Source organism: Streptomyces sp. NPDC047000, from assembly GCF_040644295.1.
In the GTDB taxonomy this organism is placed as follows: domain Bacteria; phylum Actinomycetota; class Actinomycetes; order Streptomycetales; family Streptomycetaceae; genus Streptomyces.
Genome location: NZ_JBEYWE010000008.1, coordinates 108,452 through 123,910, shown reverse-complemented (window position 1 = coordinate 123,910; position 15,459 = coordinate 108,452). Strand labels below are relative to the sequence as shown.

The window sequence follows — 15,459 nt, the reverse complement described above, 5'->3', positions numbered from 1 at the left end:
CCCAGGGAGCAGGAGCCGGCGGATGGACCACAGCGGGCACGGGATGACCATGGATCTGCCGCCGTTCACCCTGGGGCGCGGGCTCCAGTGGTCGGCGGACCCGTTCTTCCTGGTCGCCTGTGTGCTGGCGCTGGGACTGTACGCGTGGGGCGTGGTGCGGCTGCGGCGGCGCGGCGACAGCTGGTCGGCGGCCCGCACGGTGTCGTTCTTCACCGGGGTGCTGACCGTCGGACTGGTGATGTGCACCGCGCTGAACGACTACGGCATGGTCATGTTCAGCGTGCACATGGTGCAGCACATGGTGATCAGCATGCTGTCGCCGATCCTGGTCCTGCTCGGCGCCCCGATGACGCTGGCGCTGCGCGCACTGCCGGTGGCCGCCACCAAGGGCCGCAAGGGGCCGCGCGAGCTGCTGCTGATGCTGCTGCACAGCCACTACATGCGGTTCATCACCCATCCGCTGTTCACGATCCCGATCTTCATCGCGAGCCTGTACGCGCTGTACTTCACCCCGCTGTTCGACTTCCTGATGGGGTCGAGGACCGGACACATCGCGATGATGGTGCACTTCTTCGCCGTGGGCATGGTGTTCTTCTGGCCCATCATCGGCGTGGACCCCGGCCCCCGCCGGCCCGGGTACCTGATGCGGATGCTGGAGCTGTTCGCGGGCATGCCGTTCCACGCGTTCTTCGGCATCGCGCTGATGATGGCGTCGGCTCCGATGGTCGAGACGTTCAAGGACCCGTCCGCCTCGCTCGGCATCGACGCGCTGTCCGACCAGAACGCGGCCGGCGGCATCGCCTGGGCGTTCAGCGAGATCCCGACGGTGCTGGTGCTGATCGCGCTGCTGTTCCAGTGGTACGGCTCCGAACAGCGGCAGGCCAGGCGCGAGGACCGGGCCGCGGACCGGGACGGCGACAAGGAACTGCAGGCGTACAACGCCTACCTGGCCTCGCTGAACACGCAGGGCGGCCGCTGAGCCGTTCCCGGACGCCGTCCGGCCGCCGTGAGATCCCGGCCGGACACAGCCGGTACGGAGGCCGTGTTCCGGGGCACCATGGAAGGGAACCGACCCAGAGGAGGGTGTCGCGATGCCCGGTTCCACGGATGGTTCCACGGACGGCTCCACGAAGACCATGGGGGTGCTCACCGTGGGGGGACTCGTCGCGGTGACGGCCTACACGGTGGCACTCGGCAGCAACGGCTGGCTGTGGTTCGGCTGGGTCGTGCTCGGTCTGATCACCCTCGGCATGATCGCCATGCGGTCGCTGTGACGGTGCCGGTCGCCGTGACGGTACCGGTCCGGGTCACGGTGCCGGTCAGCGGCCTCACTGTCCTGCGATGCGGCCCGCCGAGTGCACCCCGGGCTGGTACTTCGGCAGCCGTACGGTGATCTTCATCCCCGCCCCGGCCGCGGTCTCGATGACGAGGCCGTGGCCGTCGCCGTAGACCTGCCGCAGCCGGTCGTCGACGTTGGACAGGCCGATGCCGCCGGACGGGCTGGCGTGGTCCGCGAGGATACGGCGCAGCAGCACGGGGTCCATGCCCGCGCCGTCGTCCTCGATGACGACCAGGGCCTCGGCGCCGGCGTCCTGGGCGGTGATGGAGATGTGGCACTTGCCGGCCTTGCCCTCCAGACCGTGCTTGACGGCGTTCTCGACGAGCGGTTGCAGGCAGAGGAACGGCAGCGCGACGGGGAGCACCTCGGGGGCGATCTGCAGGACGAGGGAGAGGCGGTCGCCGAAGCGTGCCCGGACGAGGGCGAGGTACTGGTCGATGGCGTGGAGCTCGTCGGCGAGGGTGGTGAAGTCGCCGTGCCTGCGGAACGAGTAGCGGGTGAAGTCGGCGAACTCCAGCAGCAGTTCGCGGGCGCGCTCGGGGTCGGTGCGCACGAACGACGCGATCACGGCGAGCGAGTTGAAGATGAAGTGCGGGGAGATCTGGGCGCGCAGGGCCTTGATCTCGGCCTCGATGAGCCGGGTGCGGGACCGGTCGAGGTCGGCCAGCTCCAGCTGCACGGAGACCCAGCGGGCCACCTCGCCGGCCGCCCTGACGAGGACGGCGGACTCGCGCGGCGCGCAGGCGACCAGGACGCCGTGCACCCGCTCGTCGACGGTGAGCGGGGCCACGACGGCCCAGCGCACCGGGCAGTCCGGGAGGTCGCACCGCAGCCGGAACGCCTCGCCCCGGCCGCTCTCCAGAGGCCCGGCGAGCCGTTCCGTGATCTCGGCGCGATGGTGGCCGCCCACGCCGTCCCAGACCAGGACCTCCTTGTCGTCGGCCAGGCACAGTGCGTCGGTGCCGAGCAGGCTGCGCAGCCGCCGGGCCGACCTGCGGGCGGTCTCCTCGGTGAGACCGGCCCGCAGCGGGGGCGCCGCGAGCGAGGCGGTGTGCAGGGTCTGGAAGGTGGCGTGCTCGACGGGCGTACCGAGCCCGCCGAGGTTCTCCGGCCGGGCGGTGCGCCGTCCCAGCCAGAATCCGGCGGCCAGCAACGGCAGCACCGCGACCAGGAGACCGGCCAGGAACCCGCTCACGGCGCCGTCTCCCGCAGCTCCTCCGTCAGGAGTTCCTCCGTGAGCAGTTCCTCCGGCAGATGGAAGCGGGCCAGGATCGCCGCCGTTCCCGCGGGCACCCGGGCCGGGGTGGCCAGGGACACCACGATCATCGTGAGGAAGGCCAGGGGGACCGACCAGAGGGCGGGCCAGGCGAGGAGGGCGTGCAGGGTGCCGCCGCCGGGAAGACCCGCCATGGTCACCGTGACGGCGGCGAAGGCCGAACCGCCGCCGACCAGCATCCCCGCGGCCGCGCCGGGCGGGGTCAGCCGGCGCCACCAGATGCCGAGGAGGAGCAGCGGGCAGAAGGAGGACGCCGAGACGGCGAAGGCGAGCCCGACGGAGTCCGCGACGGGCAGGGCGCCCGTCAGGGCCCCGGCGGCGAGCGGGACGGCCATGGCGAGGACGGTGCCGAGCCGGAAGTGCCGTACGCCCCGGGACGGCAGGACGTCCTGGGTGAGGACCCCGGCCACGGCCATGGTCAGGCCGGAGGCGGTGGACAGGAACGCCGCGAAGGCGCCGCCGGCGATCAGCGCGCCCAGCAGGTCGCCGCCGGTCTTGCCGATCATGCGGTCGGGCAGCAGCAGTACGGCGGCGTCGGCGTCGCCGGTGAGGGTCAGTTCGGGGGTGTAGATCCTGCCGAGGGCGCCGTACACCGGGGGGAGCAGGTAGAAGACGCCGATCAGGGCGAGCACGGCGACGGTGGCGCGGCGGGCGGCGACCCCGTGCGGACTGGTGTAGAAGCGCACCACGACGTGCGGCAGGCCCATGGTGCCGAGGAAGGTGGCGAGGATCAGCCCGTACGTCGCGTACAGCGGCCGTTCCTGGCGGCTCTCGGCGAGCGAGGGCGACATGCCGCCGCTGCCGCCCCGGTCGGCGGTGGGGACGGGGTCGCCCGCGGCGAAGGTGAGCCGGGTGCCGGCGGCGATGCGGTGCGGTCCGGCGGGGAGGCGGACCGGGGCCGCGGTGTGCCGGTGCCCGTCGACGGTGCCGGTCACGGTGACCGTCAGCGGGCGGTCGAGCCGCAGGTCGAGGGTGTCGGCGACGCGGACGGTGCGTGCCTCGCGGAAGGCGGCGGGTTCCTCGAAGGCACCGCGGGGGGCTCCGTCGTTCTGCCAGGCGAGGACGAGGAAGAGGGCGGGGACGAGGAGCGCGGTGAGTTTGAGCCAGTACTGGAACGCCTGGACGAAGGTGATGCTGCGCATGCCGCCCGCGGCGACCGTGGCGACCACGACGACGGCGACGATGACCCCGCCGAGCCAGTCGGGCGCGCCGGTGAGCACGGTGAGGGTCAGCCCGGCGCCCTGCAGCTGGGGCAGCAGATACAGCCAGCCGATGCCGACGACGAGGGCCCCGGCGAGGCGCCGTACGGCCTGCGAGGCGAGCCGGGCCTCGGCGAAGTCGGGCAGGGTGTAGGCGCCGGAGCGGCGCAGCGGGGCGGCGACGAACAGCAGCAGCACCAGGTAGCCGGCGGTGTAGCCGACCGGGTACCAGAGCATGTCGGGGCCCTGCACCAGGACCAGTCCGGCGATGCCGAGGAAGGAGGCCGCGGAGAGGTACTCACCGCTTATGGCGGCGGCGTTGAGGCGGGGGCCCACGGTGCGGGAGGCGACGTAGAAGTCGGAGGTGGTGCGGGATATGCGCAGGCCGAAGGCGCCGACGAGCACGGTGGCGACGACGACGAGGGCGACGGCGGGGACGGCGTAACCGGGGTTCACGGAGCTCAGCGGTCCTCCACGAGCCGCACGAAGTCACGTTCGTTGCGTTCGGCGCGGCGCACGTACCAGCGGGCGAGCAGCACCATGGGCGCGTACAGGGCGAAGCCCAGCACCGCCCATTCGAGGCGGGCGGCGTGCGCGGTCGCGGCGAACACCAGCGGGAGCGGGCCGACGAGCAGTGCGAGGACGGCGGCACCGGTGAGGCCGGCGCGCAGCTGGCTGCGCATGAGGGAACGGACGTAGGTGTGGCCGAGGGTGGTCTGCTCGTCGATCTCGGTGCGCGGCCGGTAGCCGGAGGCCCGGCGGGCCCGGCGGGGCGGTCCGGTGACGACGACGCGGCGCTCGGTGGGATCCACTGCGGCCTCCTTACCCGGCGGTCCGGCGCATCAGCAGGTCCCGCAGCTCGCGTGCGTGGCGGCGGCTGACCTGGAGTTCCTCGGCGCCGACCAGGACGCTGACGGTGCCGGCGTCGAGGCGGAGCTCGCCGATGTGGCGCAGGGCGACCAGATGGCGGCGGTGGATGCGGACGAAGCCGCGGGCACGCCAGCGCTCCTCCAGGGTGGAGAGGGGGATGCGGACGAGGTGGCTGCCCTTGCCGGTGTGCAGGCGGGCGTAGTCGCCGCGGGCCTCGACGTGGGTGATGTCGCCGACGGCGACGAAGCGGGTGACGCCGCCCAGCTCCACCGGTATGTGGTCGGGGTCGGGTTCGTGGACGGGGATGCGCGGGGCGGCGCCGCGCAGTTCGCCGGCGCGGCGCACGGCTTCGGCGAGGCGTTCCTTGCGGACGGGCTTGAGGACGTAGTCGACGGCGTCCAGGTCGAAGGCGCGTACCGCGAAGTCCTCGTGGGCGGTGACGAAGACGACCAGCGGCGGGCGGGCGAAGCCGGTGAGCAGGCGGGCCAGCTCCAGGCCGTCGAGGCCGGGCATCTGCACGTCGAGGAAGACGACGTCGACGGCCTCGGGTCCGTCGGGTCCCGACTCCAGGGCGCGGGTGATGCGGCGCAGCGCCTCGGTGGCGTCGCTCGCGCCCTCCGCGCTGCCGATGCGGGGGTCCGCGTGCAGCAGGTACAGCAGTTCCTCCAGGGAGGGGCGTTCGTCGTCGACGGCGAGGGCGCGCAGCATGAACGTGGAGTGTAGGGGCGATCCGGACGGCTGCACATGTATCCGGCGTCACCCTTGCGGCCGGCCGCGACGGACGGCGCGGCGGATCCGGGGCCGTACCGTGCTGGATACAGTGCCGCCATGAACAGCAGGAACGTTCCGTTCGACGACCTCGACCGGAAGATCGTCACCGCCCTGATGGCGAACGCGAGGAGCAGTTTCGCCGAGATCGGCACGGACATCGGACTGTCGGCGACCGCGGTCAAGCGGCGGGTGGACCGGCTGCGCGAGACGGGGGTGATCACCGGGTTCACGGCGACGGTGCGGCCGGCCGCGCTGGGCTGGCGCACGGAGGCGTACGTCGAGGTGTACTGCGAGGGCGCGGCCCCGCCGCGGCGGCTGACGGAAGTGGTCCGCAACCATCCGGAGATCACCGCGGCGATGACGGTGACCGGCGGCGCGGACGCGCTGCTGCATGTGCGGGCGCGCGACGTGGAGCACTTCGAGGAGGTACTGGAGCGGATCCGCACCGAGCCGTTCATCCGCAAGACGATCAGTGTGATGGTGCTGTCCCATCTCCTCCCGGACGCCCCGGAGGCCGGCGCCAGCCAGCCCGCACCAGACGTGCGCTGAACCGGCGAAACAAGCAGCGTTCCTGCGTGGACGCGCATGAATCTTCACTTGTCGCGCGCCTAGTTCATTCTTACCGTTGTGTCAACCCTCGCCCGACATCCGCAGGAAAGCGGAGGAATACCTCTGTGCCCGACACCCGTGTGCCGCGCCCCAGGCGCTTCCTCGTATGCGAGCCCAGACATTTCACCGTCCGGTACGCCATCAATCCCTGGATGCATCCCGATGTCCGCGTCGACGTCGACCTGGCCCGGGAGCAGTGGCAGGCGCTGATCAGCGCCTACCGTGCCCACGGCCACGCCGTCGACGCCGTCGACCCGGTCCCCGGGCTGCCGGACATGGTCTTCGCGGCCAACTCCGCGGTCGTCGTGGGCGGCCGTGTCTTCGGTTCCCTCTTCCACGCGCCCGAGCGGCGCCCCGAGTCCGATCACTACGACTCCTGGTTCCGCGGCGCGGGCTACGCCGTGCACCGGCCCGGCTCGGTGTCCGAGGGCGAGGGAGACCTCGTCTGGACGGGCCGCTATCTGCTGGCGGGCCACGGTTTCCGCACGACGCGTGAGGCGCACCGCGAGGCGCAGGAGTTCTTCGGGCACCCGGTGATCAGCCTGACCCTGGTCGACCCGTACTTCTACCATCTGGACACGGCGCTGTTCGTGCTGGACGACGGCGGGGCCACCGGCCGCGGCAACAACATCGTGTACTACCCCGAGGCGTTCTCGGCGGGCAGCCGTGAGGTGCTGCGGCGGCTGTACCCGGGCGCCGTGGAGGCCACCCGCGACGACGCGCTGGCGTGGGGTCTGAACTCCGTGTCCGACGGCCGTCATGTGTTCATCGCACCGCAGGCCGAGGCGCTGGCCGTCCGCCTCACCGCCCGCGGCTACGTCCCGGTCCCCGTCGACCTGTCCGAGTTCCACAAGGCAGGCGGCGGTATCAAGTGCTGCACCCAGGAGATCCGCTGATGACCGCACCCGTCCGTACCCGTACGTCCGCCGAGCTGATCCGTGCCGAGGAGCCGGTCCTCGCGCACAACTACCATCCGCTGCCGGTGGTCGTCGCTCATGCCGAGGGCGCCTGGGTGGAGGACGTCGAGGGCCGCCGCTACCTCGACATGCTGGCCGGTTACTCGGCCCTCAACTTCGGTCACCGCCACCCGGCGCTGATCGAGGCGGCACACCGCCAGCTGGACCTGCTGACGCTGACCTCACGGGCCTTCCACAACGACCGGCTGGCCGTGTTCGCGGAGCGTCTGGTGGCGCTGACCGGCCAGGACATGATGCTGCCGATGAACACGGGCGCGGAGGCGGTGGAGAGCGCCATCAAGATCGCCCGCAAGTGGGCGTACGAGGTGAAGGGCGTCCCCGCCGACCGGGCGACCGTCGTGGTCGCGGCGGACAACTTCCACGGCCGGACGACGACGATCGTCAGCTTCTCCACCGACGAGACCGCCCGGGCCGGCTTCGGGCCCTTCACGCCCGGGTTCAGAATCGTCCCCTACAACGACCTGGCCGCGCTGGAGGCCGCCGTCGACGAGACGACGGCGGCGGTGCTGATCGAGCCGGTCCAGGGCGAGGCCGGGGTGATCGTCCCGGACGACGGCTATCTGGCCGGGGTGCGGGAGCTGACCCGGCGGGCGGGGTGCCTGTTCGTCGCCGACGAGATCCAGTCGGGGCTCGGGCGCACCGGGCGGACACTCGCCGTGGAGCACGAGGGCGTGGTACCGGACCTGGTGCTGCTGGGGAAGGCCCTGGGCGGCGGCATCGTGCCGGTGTCTGCGGTGGTCGGACGCCGGGACGTGCTGGGCGTGCTGCGGCCGGGCGAGCACGGCTCGACGTTCGGCGGCAACCCGCTGGCGGCGGCGGTCGGCACGGCGGTCGTCGAGCTGCTGGAGACCGGCGAGTTCCAGCACCGGGCGGCCGAGCTGGGCACGGTGCTGCGGGACGGGCTGACGGAGCTGGTCGGCGAGGGCGTCGTCGGGTTCCGCTCGCGGGGCCTGTGGGCGGGCGTGGACGTCGACCCGGCGATCGGTACGGGGCGTGAGGTCAGTGAGCGGCTGATGGCGGCGGGCGTGCTGGTCAAGGACACCCACGGCTCCACGATCCGGCTGGCGCCGCCGCTGACCGTCACCGCGGAGGAACTGCGGTCGGCGCTGGGGACGCTGAAGGGGGTCCTCGCACAGGGGGCACTCACCCAGGGGGCGTGAGGGCCGGACCGGGCCGGACCGGGCCGCCGGCTTGCGTCCGGCGGTCCGGCCGGGGCCGGCAGGGGCACGGCACGGTCCGGTGACCCCGGCAGGCGCGCGCGGCCGGGGCACGGCGGTGGCAGGCCGGCGGTGCGGGCCGGGGCCGGGAGAGGACCGCGTCGTCCAGGTCCGGGACCGGGTCAGGGTCCGCGTCCGGCACCGTCCGACGGGCGAATGGCGAACGAACGTTCACTCGCATGAAGATTCGCTCGGTGTGTGCCAGCATCTGCCTGACGGGACCGGCAGCCGGCACACCGCACGCCACCGGTCCCGGACCGGCTCCGCGACCGGTTCCGGCGGCTCGCACCTGCGCCTACACTGCACCCCACCGTGCGCCGGGTGACCTGCCGGAACGCGGCGGTCGAGCCGATCCGGCCAGAGTGAGGAGCGTCCCCTTGTTCTACTACGTACTCAAATATGTGCTCCTGGGACCCCTGCTGAGACTGCTGTTCCGCCCGCGTATCGAGGGCCTGGAACATGTGCCGCCGGACGGTCCGGCGATCATCGCCGGCAACCATCTGTCCTTCTCGGACCACTTCCTGATGCCCGCGATCCTCAGACGGCGCATCACCTTCCTCGCGAAGGCCGAGTACTTCACGGGCCGCGGCGTCAAGGGCCGACTCACCGCGGCGTTCTTCCGCAGTGTGGGCCAGATACCCGTCGACCGGTCCGGCAAGGAGGCGGGCCGGGCGGCGATCCGCGAGGGCCTCGGGGTACTGGGCAGGGGCGAACTGCTCGGCATCTACCCGGAGGGCACCCGCTCGCACGACGGACGGCTCTACAAGGGCAAGGTCGGCGTCGCCGTGATGGCGCTCAGGGCCCAGGTGCCGGTGGTCCCCTGCGCGATGATCGGCACCTTCGAGGCGCAGCCGCCGGGCCAGGTCGTCCCGAGCCTGCGGCCGGTGCTGATCCGCTTCGGCAAGCCCCTCGACTTCTCGCGCTACGCGGGCATGGAGCACGAGAAGGCCGTCCTGCGCGCCGTCACCGACGAGATCATGTACGCGATCCTGACGCTGTCCGACCAGGAGTACGTCGACCAGTACGCGGCCGTCGCCAAGGCCGAGGAAGCGGCGGCGAAGGGCGGGAAGGAGCGCAGGTTCCCGCGCGCTCCGATCAGTTGACGCCGGTCCCGGCGGAGGAACGGGTGAGGGGCGGCCGGGAGTCCCCGGCCGCCCCTCGCCGCGTACTGCTGCGGCTACGGCTGCGGCGTGGCGTGCGGTGTGCAGGTCACGTCGGCGGCGTCCAGCTTGCCGGTGAGCAGGTAGCTGTCGACCCGGCTGTTGATGCACGGGTTGACCAGACCGGTCACCCCGTGGGAGCCCGCGTCCTTCTCGGTGATCAGGCGGGAGCCCTTGAACCGCTTGTGCAGTTCGACGGCGCCGTCGTACGGCGTGGCGGCGTCACGGGTGGACTGCACGATCAGGACCGGCGGCAGGCCCTTGCCGGTCTTCACCTCCACCGGCGTCTGCTGCTTGACCGGCCAGGTGGCGCACGGCAGGTTCAGCCACGCGTTGGCCCACGTCATGAACGGGTAGTCCCGGTTGAGCAGGGTGTTGTCGCGGTCCCACTTGCGCCAGCTGGTGGGCCACTTGGCGTCGGTGCACTCGACGGCCGTGTAGACGGCGTTGCCGTTCTCCGCGGAGATGTTGCCCGCGGTGTCGGACATGTCGGGGGCGGCGGCGTCGACCAGCGCCTGGGTGTCCCCGGCGAAGTACTGGCTGAGCAACGTGGCGGCCGGCACCCACGAGGAGTCGTAGTACGGGGCGAGCTGGAAGGCGCCGATCAGCTCGGCCGGGCCGACCACCCCGCCGATGGGGTGCTGCTTGGCCGTGGCGCGCAGCTGGAGCCACTTGGCCTGCACGGCGGCCCGGGTGGTGCCGAGGTGGAAGGCGGCGTCGTGGGAGGCGACCCAGTCCTCCCAGTCCTTCCAGCGGCTCTCGAAGGCGACGTCCTGGTCCAGGTTGGCCTGGTACCAGATCTTCTCCCGGGACGGGTTGACGACGCTGTCCACGATCATCCGGCGCAGATGGCCGGGGAACAGGGTGCCGTAGACGGCGCCGATGTAGGTGCCGTAGGAGACGCCGAGGTAGTTGAGCTTCTTCTCGCCGAGGGCGGCGCGGATGACGTCGAGGTCGCGCACCGTGTTCGGCGTGGTCATCTGGGCCAGCACCGCCTTGCCGCTGCGCTCGGCGCAGCCCTCGGCGTACTCACGGGCGAGCTTGCGCTGGGCGAGCTTGTCGGCCTCCGTGTCGGGCACCGGGTCCGCCTTGGGCGCCTTCACGTACTCCTGCGGGTCGATGCAGGAGATGGGGGCCGAGTGGCCGACGCCGCGGGGGTCGAAGCCCACGAAGTCGTAGGCCTTGGAGGTGTTGACCCACAGTGGGTTCTTGGTGGTGACCCGGCGCGGGAAGCGCAGGCCGGAGCCACCGGGACCGCCGGGGTTGTAGACGAGGGCGCCCTGGCGCTCCTCGGGGGTGCCCGTGCTGCCGATGCGGTCGACGGCGAGCTTGATCTTCCGGCCGTCCGGCTTGGCGTAGTCGAGCGGGACGGTGACCCAGCCGCACTGGATCGGCTTCTCGAGCCCCCAGTCGGCGGGGCAGTCCTGCCAGTCGATGCCGGCCCTGGCGGCGCGGGCGGCGGCGACGGCCGCGCCGTGTGCCTCACGGTCCTGTCCGTGGCCGGCGTTCGCGCTGGCGGCGGGGGCCGTGACGGCCCCGGCGATCAGCGTCGCGGTGACCAGTGCCCCGGCCGAACCGAGCGCGAATATCCGGCTCTTCGGTCTGTTGTCCCTCAAGTGGGCCCCTCCCCCTACATGGTGACGAATGGTCACGGGGATCCTCGCGGCTGTGGGGCCGCTGAGAACAGGGGCCGTTGACCTTCTTTACCAATCCGATAACCGGAATCCGCTGTCCTGCTGAGCGGTTCCGCGGTGGGCTCAGCCGAGCAGGGCGAGCGCCTCGTCGAGGATCCGGCGCAGCCTCAGCCCGTCCGGCGCCACGGCGCTGACCAGTACGGCGGGCCCGGCGAGCGGCATCAGCGCGGCGCTCTCCCCGAGCATCCTGGCCTCCATCACCGGGTCCGCGAACTCCGGACGTACCACGACGAGTTGCCCGACGGCCCGATGGCCGTCGAGCACGGCGGGGCCGTCCCACCCGCCCGGTGCCCCGCCCCCGCAGTCCAGTTCCTGGTCCAGCACCACGCGGCCCGCCACCCGTACCGTGAGCCGGCTGGTCAGCCGCCCCGGCTCCTCCCCCGTCCGCCCGAGGATCTGCTCCTCACGCAGCACCAGACGGGCCGTACGACCGAGTTCGACCCGAGTCCGCACCCGCAGTTCGCTGCCGGCCGCCGAGATCAACGGCTCCGGCAGCCACCGCAGTTCGCAGCCGTCGGCGGCCCGGAGCCGTACGTCGTACTCGGCGGCGTCCTTGGCCTGGCCGGGCAGCGCGATGGTGGCGGCGGCCGATCCGACCCGCAGTCGTCCGCCCTCCTCGGCCGCCGCGTCCACACCGAACCGGTCGCCGCCGAGGGGCCCGCTCATGGCGCCGACGAGCAGCACCCGGGCCTCGTCGTCGCCGCCCCGCGTCCGCCGCACCGCGAGCGGTCCCCGGCCCTCGAGCACGGGCAGCACCGTTGCGCCCCGGCCGTCTCCCCGGGCGAGGATCCGCGCCCGGGCGACGACCCCGCTGCCCACCGGCCCCGTCATACGGTCGTCCACGCGGCGAGCCGCGCCCGCACCCAGCCGGCGACGTCACCGGCGCCCGCCCCGCTCCGCAGCGACTGGAACACGACCGGCAGGCCGCCCCGCGCGGCCTCGGCGTCGGCCGCCATCCGCGCGAGGTCGGAACCGACGTACGGCGCGAGGTCGGTCTTGTTGACGACGAGCAGGTCGGCGGTGGTGACGCCGGGGCCGCCCTTGCGCGGGATGTCGTCGCCTCCGGCCACGTCGATCACGAAGATCTGGGCGTCGACGAGCCCTCTGGAGAACGTGGCCGTGAGGTTGTCCCCGCCCGACTCGACCAGCACGAGGTCCAGCGGCCCGGCCTCGTCCTCCAGGTCCTCCACGGCTTCGAGGTTCGCGGAGATGTCGTCGCGGATCGCGGTGTGCGGACAGGCGCCGGTCTCCACCGCGACGATCCGCTCGGGCGGCAGCACGGCCTCCCGCAGCAGGAACTCGGCGTCCTCACGCGTGTAGATGTCATTGGTGACGACACCGAGCGAGAACTCGTCCCGCAGCACCCGGCACAGGGCGGCCACGGTGGCGGTCTTCCCGGACCCCACCGGCCCCCCGAGCCCCACCCGCAGGGCCCGCAACCGCCCGTCCGGCCGCCGTGCGTCGGCACTGAGCGCGGCGGAGGAGGAATGAGAATGACCAAGGTGCATGAACGGCTCCTGACAGCTTCCGGATCGTGTGACACACCGGGCTCCGGGGCAGAACCCCCGGGACCGGGAACAGGTAGGGGCGGCGGGCGGCTCCCTAGGACGCGAACAGCCGCGACCCCCACCTCGCGTGCGCCTCCGCCGCGATCTCCACGAGGGGCGCGCCCCCCGCCGGAAGCGCGTCGGTCCCCTCCGACACCGCCCGCCGAGCCGCGCCCACGGCCCGGTCGGCCACCGCGTCCAGTTCCGGGGCCAGCCGGGCCAGCACCCCCGTCCCGTCGAACGGATCAAGGCTCAGCAGCCGCACGGCCGCCGAGACCGGCCCGCTCACACACTCGTACGCGGCGCAGTACGCCGCATCGGCCGCCCCTAGCCCCGCCGACCGGGCGACCACCCCCAGCACCAGGCACTGATGCGCCCCCTTGGGGAACTCCCTCACGACGGCGTCGAGTTCGTCCGAAGGCCAGGCGGCCCGGGCGGCCCGCACCAACTGCCGCCCCAGCCGCCGGGAGACGGCCCGCAGCGCGGGGGACGGCGTGCGGGCGTCCACCACCGCGTCCAGGTCCCGCACGGACACCCCGAGCGCGGCGGCGGCCGCCGGTGAGGCCGCGACGAGCCCCGCCGTGTGCAGCCGTCCCCGGCAGAAGTCCTCCAGGCTCTCCGCACCGGTGATCCGTCCGGCCCGTACCGCGGCCTCGGCCCCGCCGGAGTGCGCATGCCCTCCGGCGGGGAAACGCCCGTCGGTGAGGACCAGCAGCGCCGCCCGGGTCATCGCGCACCCGCCTCCACCCGTGTCGTCACGCCGCCCTCAGAAGAGGAAGTACCGCTGGGCCATGGGCAGTTCCGCCGCAGGCGTGGCCTCGACCAGTTCCCCGTCGATGGACACGGCGAAGCTGTCGGGATCGACCCGTACCGACGGCCGCGCGTCGTTCTCCCGCATGTCCGCCTTGGTCACCCCCCGCGTCGACTCGATGGCCGTGAACCGCTTCCCGAGCCCCAGCCGTTCCGGCAGCCCGTCCTCGACGGCGAGCGGTGCCACGAAGTTGACCGAGTTGGCGGCCGGTGCCCGCCCGATCGCGCCGAACATCGGACGCGGCAGGATCGGCTGCGGGGTCGGGATCGAGGCGTTGGCATCACCCATCTGCGCGTACGCGATCTGGCCGCCCTTGACGACCAGGTACGGTTTGACGCCGAAGAACGCCGGCTCCCACAGCACGAGGTCGGCGAGCTTGCCGCTCTCCACGGAGCCCACCTCGCGGGCCAGGCCCTGCGCCAGCGCCGGGTTGATCGTGTACTTGGCGACATAGCGCCGTACCCGGTGGTTGTCCGCGCGCCCGTCACCCGGCAGGGCGCCCCGGCGGCGCTTCATCACATGGGCCGTCTGCCAGGTGCGCAGGACGACCTCTCCCACCCGGCCCATGGCCTGCGAGTCGGACGAGATGATCGAGATGGCGCCGAGGTCGTGGAGGATGTCCTCCGCGCCGATGGTGGAGGGCCGGATGCGCGACTCGGCGAACGCCAGGTCCTCCGGCACCGCCGGGTTGAGGTGGTGGCACACCATCAGCATGTCGAGGTGTTCCTCGGCGGTGTTGACGGTGTACGGCCGGGTGGGGTTCGTCGAGCTCGGCAGCACGTGCGGCTCGGAGACGACGGTCATGATGTCCGGCGCGTGGCCGCCGCCCGCGCCCTCGGTGTGGTAGGCGTGGATGCCGCGCCCGGCGATCGCGGCGAGCGTGTCGCCGACGAAACCGGCCTCGTTGAGGGTGTCCGTGTGGATGGCGACCTGGATGCCGGTGCGGTCGGCGACCGTCAGCGAGGCGTCGATGACGGCGGGGGTGGAGCCCCAGTCCTCGTGCAGTTTGAGGCCGACCGCGCCGCCGCGGATCTGGGAGAGCATCGCCTCGTGGGAGACGGTGTTGCCCTTGCCGAGGAACCCGATGTTCAGCGGGTACTGCTCCATCGCCTCCAGCATCCGGGCCAGATGCCAGGGCCCCGGGGTGACGGTGGTGGCCTTCGACCCCTCGGCCGGTCCGGTGCCGCCGCCGACCAGGGTGGTGATGCCCGCCGACAGGGCCTCGTCGGCGATCTGCGGGCAGATGAAGTGGACGTGCGCGTCGATCGCGCCCGCAGTGAGGATGCGCCCGTTGCCGGCGATGATCTCCGTCTCCGGGCCGATCACCAGGTCCGGGTGGACGCCGTCCATGGTGTCGGGGTTGCCGGCCTTGGCGATGCCGGTGATCCGCCCGTCGCGGATGCCGACGTCGGCCTTGACGACGCCCCAGTGGTCCACGATCACCGCGCCGGTGATCACGGTGTCCGGGGTGCCCTCGGCGCGGGTGGCACGTGCCTGTCCCATGGACTCGCGGATGACCTTGCCGCCGCCGAAGACCGCCTCGTCCCCGGAGAGTCCGGGGCCGCCGCTGCGGTCCTCCTCGATCTCGATCAGCAGATCGGTGTCGGCCAGCCGAATGCGGTCACCGGTGGTGGGACCGAACAGGTCGGCGTACACCGCGCGCGGGATCTCAGCCATCGAGGGCACCCCCCGTCTCCCCGCGCAGTCCCGGTACGACCCGGGCCCCGCCGATCGGTACGAGTTCGACGTCGACCGGGATGCCGGGCTCGAAGCGCACCGCGGTGCCCGCGGCGACGTTGAGCCGTTTGCCGTACGCGGCGGCGCGGTCGAACTCGAGGCCGGGGTTGGCCTCGGCGAAGTGATAGTGGGAGCCGACCTGGACCGGCCGGTCGGCGGCGTTGAGCACGGTGAGCGGGGTGACCTCGCGGCCCTCGTTGCAGACGACCGGGTCGTCGGCGTAGAGGATCTCCCCGGGGATCACGGTCTCCT

16 protein-coding genes are annotated in these 15,459 nt (G+C 72.5%); 6 read left to right on the top strand and 10 right to left on the bottom strand.

What is annotated here, in order from left to right:
- The first annotated feature begins 22 nt into the window (after positions 1-22).
- Together ABZ862_RS15635 and ABZ862_RS15630 are read left to right on the top strand one after the other, a co-directional pair.
- Positions 23-979: a cytochrome c oxidase assembly protein gene (locus ABZ862_RS15635; RefSeq protein ID WP_360957694.1), complete on the top strand. Its 957-nt coding sequence runs from the start codon at positions 23-25 to the stop codon at positions 977-979.
- Positions 980-1,091: 112 nt separating this feature from the next.
- Positions 1,092-1,274 (top strand): hypothetical protein, encoded by a 183-nt coding sequence (locus ABZ862_RS15630; RefSeq protein ID WP_360957691.1) that lies wholly within the window; start codon positions 1,092-1,094, stop codon positions 1,272-1,274.
- 54 nt (positions 1,275-1,328) lie between these two features.
- Here the strand turns inward: ABZ862_RS15630 and ABZ862_RS15625 are convergent, their stop codons facing one another.
- The 4 genes from ABZ862_RS15625 to ABZ862_RS15610 are packed head-to-tail and all read right to left on the bottom strand — an operon-like array spanning position 1,329 to position 5,392.
- A complete protein-coding gene (locus ABZ862_RS15625; protein WP_360957688.1) occupies positions 1,329-2,534 on the bottom strand; it encodes a histidine kinase in 1,206 nt (401 codons plus the stop codon).
- On the bottom strand, positions 2,531-4,270 hold the full coding sequence (locus tag ABZ862_RS15620; protein ID WP_360957685.1) for a cation acetate symporter: 1,740 nt from the start codon (positions 4,268-4,270) through the stop codon (positions 2,531-2,533). Before ABZ862_RS15620 ends, ABZ862_RS15625 begins: the two co-directional genes overlap by 4 nt.
- Before the next feature lie 5 nt (positions 4,271-4,275).
- Entirely contained in the window at positions 4,276-4,626 is a 351-nt protein-coding gene (locus ABZ862_RS15615; RefSeq protein ID WP_360957682.1) for a hypothetical protein, read from the bottom strand.
- A gap of 10 nt (positions 4,627-4,636) precedes the next feature.
- Positions 4,637-5,392, bottom strand: a complete 756-nt coding sequence (locus ABZ862_RS15610) for a LytTR family transcriptional regulator DNA-binding domain-containing protein (RefSeq protein ID WP_360957679.1) — start codon at positions 5,390-5,392, stop codon at positions 4,637-4,639.
- A gap of 120 nt (positions 5,393-5,512) precedes the next feature.
- On the opposite strand from ABZ862_RS15610, the gene ABZ862_RS15605 reads away from it, so the two are divergent.
- The 4 genes from ABZ862_RS15605 (at position 5,513) to ABZ862_RS15590 (ending at position 9,361) form a co-directional block, all read left to right on the top strand.
- Positions 5,513-6,004 carry an Lrp/AsnC family transcriptional regulator gene (locus ABZ862_RS15605; RefSeq protein WP_360957676.1) on the top strand — a complete coding sequence of 164 codons (492 nt, stop codon included), beginning with the start codon at positions 5,513-5,515 and terminating at the stop codon, positions 6,002-6,004.
- A gap of 125 nt (positions 6,005-6,129) precedes the next feature.
- On the top strand, positions 6,130-6,960 hold the full coding sequence (gene ddaH / locus ABZ862_RS15600; RefSeq protein WP_360957673.1) for a dimethylargininase: 831 nt from the start codon (positions 6,130-6,132) through the stop codon (positions 6,958-6,960).
- Positions 6,960-8,201 (top strand): ornithine--oxo-acid transaminase, encoded by a 1,242-nt coding sequence (rocD, locus tag ABZ862_RS15595; protein WP_360957670.1) that lies wholly within the window; start codon positions 6,960-6,962, stop codon positions 8,199-8,201. Before ddaH ends, rocD begins: the two co-directional genes overlap by 1 nt.
- 434 nt (positions 8,202-8,635) lie before the next feature.
- Positions 8,636-9,361 carry a lysophospholipid acyltransferase family protein gene (locus ABZ862_RS15590; protein ID WP_360957667.1) on the top strand — a complete coding sequence of 242 codons (726 nt, stop codon included), beginning with the start codon at positions 8,636-8,638 and terminating at the stop codon, positions 9,359-9,361.
- Between the two features lie 74 nt (positions 9,362-9,435).
- Here ABZ862_RS15590 and ABZ862_RS15585 read toward each other — a convergent pair whose 3' ends face one another.
- The 6 genes from ABZ862_RS15585 to ABZ862_RS15560 form a co-directional block, all read right to left on the bottom strand.
- A complete protein-coding gene (locus tag ABZ862_RS15585) occupies positions 9,436-11,034 on the bottom strand; it encodes an alpha/beta hydrolase (protein WP_360957664.1) in 1,599 nt (532 codons plus the stop codon).
- A 141-nt stretch (positions 11,035-11,175) separates the two neighbouring features.
- Positions 11,176-11,943, bottom strand: coding sequence for an urease accessory protein UreD (locus ABZ862_RS15580; RefSeq protein ID WP_360957661.1), 768 nt, complete (start codon positions 11,941-11,943; stop codon positions 11,176-11,178).
- Complete coding sequence (gene ureG, locus ABZ862_RS15575; RefSeq protein WP_360957659.1) at positions 11,940-12,620, bottom strand: urease accessory protein UreG; 681 nt, start codon at positions 12,618-12,620, stop codon at positions 11,940-11,942. Before ureG ends, ABZ862_RS15580 begins: the two co-directional genes overlap by 4 nt.
- Positions 12,621-12,714: 94 nt before the next feature.
- Entirely contained in the window at positions 12,715-13,389 is a 675-nt protein-coding gene (locus ABZ862_RS15570; protein WP_360957657.1) for an urease accessory UreF family protein, read from the bottom strand.
- 36 nt (positions 13,390-13,425) lie between these two features.
- Positions 13,426-15,147: an urease subunit alpha gene (locus ABZ862_RS15565; protein ID WP_360957655.1), complete on the bottom strand. Its 1,722-nt coding sequence runs from the start codon at positions 15,145-15,147 to the stop codon at positions 13,426-13,428.
- Positions 15,140-15,451, bottom strand: a complete 312-nt coding sequence (locus tag ABZ862_RS15560; protein ID WP_360958159.1) for an urease subunit beta — start codon at positions 15,449-15,451, stop codon at positions 15,140-15,142. The genes ABZ862_RS15565 and ABZ862_RS15560 overlap by 8 nt, the downstream gene beginning before the upstream one ends.
- Positions 15,452-15,459: the final 8 nt, after the last annotated feature.